Below are 2587 nucleotides of genomic sequence, written 5' to 3'. Positions count from 1 at the left end.
CGATGCGATGCACGAGAAGCTGAACAGGGACAAAAACTACACACGCTTCCTCACCAAACGCCGCAGCTCCACGGTGGAGCCGGTGCTGGGCACGCTAATCAACTACCACAGCATGAAGAGGGTCAACACGCGGGGCATGAAAAACGCCAACAAGCATGTTTTAATGGCCGCTTTGGCTTACAACCTGAAGAAGTACCTGAAGTTTATCTCCCGGAAACCAAAAAGCAATGCCCAGATTATGCACCTTCCGGAAGGGATACTCCGGCTTTTTCTAAACCGGTTCCACAGTTCGCTGATCACTTCAATTTAAGCCACCCGAAAACCTCAGCTCCTTTGCCCGACAAAAATAGAAACCTCCCTTAAATCGCTTTAAAGGAGGCCGTTTTTTATGGTTTTACTTTGGAAATTACTGAAAATGTGGAGTTGTGCAACGGTTACCGATGTTGAACTAAACCTCCGGTAGCTTTTCCCATTCGCCGTTTTAGTAACTTTGTTTTTATTAACCCTTAAAAAACATATAAAATGGCTACAAAAAAAAATCTCCGGAGGATTTAAGGACCAACAAATTCCTGAATCGTGCCTCGAGCGAAGTTAACGGTTTTGCCGAACTCCTGCAACGCTTCGAAAGAAATATTTCAATCCTAGGCAGGAGCAAGCGAACCTTTGATAATTATTCCCGTCACGTTGCAGCCTTAGCGCTTCATTTCGGTAAAGTCCCTACCGAATTAGACCCGGAAGACATCAAAGATTACCTTTTTGAACTTCAAAAGCGATCAAAAACCCCTTCTCAGTCGTACTTTAAACATACCGTTTACGGACTGCGGTTTTTGCTGAAAACCGAAGGCTTGCCTTACAGCTACCTCCATCTTCCCGCGATTCCAAAAGTGAAAAAACTTCCCACTATTTTAAGCCGTGAAGAAATCTGGCGAATGCTTCAGTCCTTCTGAAAAATTGCTTTGTACCTCTAAATTCTAAAAACGACATCCCCATAAGAGGACCATAAAGCTGTTGAAAAGCCACCGGAGCTTCCGTTCAACGGGCTTTCATCTTCTGTCCTGCGGACAAGACGAAAGCTTAGTTATTGTGTACAGTTATATTATTCTTTTAGTTTTTTTATAAAATCGTCAATTAAATTGTCAATATTTTCTCTGTATATTTTTATTGCATTTTCATAAGTTTGATTTTCGGTTAACTTCAAGAATTTTTCTTTGTCATATTCTATAAGAAAATTTACAAAAGCACCAGAAATTGGATAAAGAATATCATCATTCAATTTTGTTTGATTTCTCCAAATTTCCTTAATGTCAATTTGGTTTGTTTTATATGTTTCTTGAGCTATTTTTAGCTTTTCATTTTTTTGTTGGTCGAAGCAAACTCCAATACCTTCATTAATAAATTTAGTTCTAATGTTGTCATTATTTATCCAAAATGAAATATTATGAGCTATTTCGTGTCCTGGTGTTTGATTTAAGCGATTATGAGAAATACAAAATACGGGATTTGAAAATCCAAGATTTGTATTTAGTATTTGATTGTAACTTTCATTTATGTTCCAAACAAAAAAATCTATTTTTTTTGGCAATTTAGAATTAAAAAATGCATTAATTTGTTCAAAAGCAATTTGTCTTGTCTTTGTTATTCTTTCAATTTCAATTTCATTAATTGAATTCTCAAAATGAAAGATAATGTTTTGTGTTTCTCTTATTTTCCAGTTTTTGTAATACTCATCTAAACCAGTTAGCATTCCAAATTTTTTTAACTCCTTTTCAGAATTTTTAGTTCCTTTAATTTTTAGTGCTTCATTATAAAATAATTTAGCATCATCAAGTTTTCCAGTTCCAAAACTATTTTTTGCTAGTTCAATAAATGTCCAAGATTTCTGCCAATTTTCTGACATTAATTTTTTAGCACTCTCAAGATAAGGAATTGCATTTTTAAAGTTTCCTTTTTCGTCTTCAGCTCTTGCAATTAATAAAATTATTTCAAAATCGTTAGGTTCTGACTGTAAAATCTGTTTTCCGATTTCTATTGTTTTATCATAATTGCCTTTCCAAAAATTATCTACCATTTCCTTTTTTTGTGAAAATGCAACGATAGAGTATAATAAAAATAATAATAAAATATGTTTCTTCATTTTTTAAACGCTCTTTTTGTCAATAATTGCCACCAACGGAAAAGTATTGCAGAATGCGGGGTTTAATTGCGATTCTGGAATACTAAAACAAAATTAATTAATAAACAAAACCTACTGCGTGTAACATTCACCCCCGCTTTTGCAAAACCGATGTGCCTGTTGCACAACCTCTTTTCAAAGATACGGTAAAAAGATTTCAGAAATAGAAAATGTGGTTATAAACGGGTTTAAAATATTGAAAATCAATTGTATATATCGTTTATTCTCCGTAAATTAGCGTATGCAAGGCAGAAAAACATTTGAACCGAAAATCTTCTACGAACTCAGCCTGGAGGGGCTCGTTCCCCAGGATGATTTCTACCGTAAAATCAGTCAGGAAGTACCCTTTAGCTTCCTCTACAAGTCAACCTCTCATTATTACGGCCGTTGCGGGCAGGACAGCATCGATCCTGT

General features: G+C 35.5%; 2 protein-coding genes and 1 pseudogene. 2 read left to right on the top strand and 1 reads right to left on the bottom strand.

Annotated features, from left to right (window positions below; translation table 11 throughout):
* The first annotated feature begins 7 nt into the window (after nt 1–7).
* The gene (locus AP75_RS13895) at nt 8–310 is read left to right on the top strand and encodes a transposase (RefSeq protein WP_242589854.1); all 303 of its coding nucleotides are present in this window, start codon (nt 8–10) and stop codon (nt 308–310) included.
* Nucleotides 311–569: 259 nt separating this feature from the next.
* Nucleotides 570–818, top strand: a pseudogene (locus tag AP75_RS14805) (phage integrase N-terminal SAM-like domain-containing protein); the annotation flags it as partial.
* A 278-nt stretch (nt 819–1096) separates the two neighbouring features.
* On the opposite strand, the gene AP75_RS13885 reads toward AP75_RS14805, so the two are convergent.
* The gene (locus AP75_RS13885; protein WP_143755942.1) at nt 1097–2134 is read right to left on the bottom strand and encodes a tetratricopeptide repeat protein; all 1038 of its coding nucleotides are present in this window, start codon (nt 2132–2134) and stop codon (nt 1097–1099) included.
* Nucleotides 2135–2587: the final 453 nt, after the last annotated feature.

This window comes from Kaistella haifensis DSM 19056, assembly GCF_000735695.2.
Taxonomy (GTDB): domain Bacteria; phylum Bacteroidota; class Bacteroidia; order Flavobacteriales; family Weeksellaceae; genus Kaistella; species Kaistella haifensis.
Note: the sequence above shows the minus strand (reverse complement) of the source record. Positions and strands in the feature narration are given on the sequence as shown.

What these genes read in the sequence shown, in the direction of transcription:
- AP75_RS13895 (WP_242589854.1), top strand. Translation starts at nt 8, where the DNA reads ATGCACGAGAAGCTGAACAGGGACAAAAACTACACACGCTTCCTCACC.
- AP75_RS13885 (WP_143755942.1), bottom strand. Translation starts at nt 2,134, where the DNA reads ATGAAGAAACATATTTTATTATTATTTTTATTATACTCTATCGTTGCA.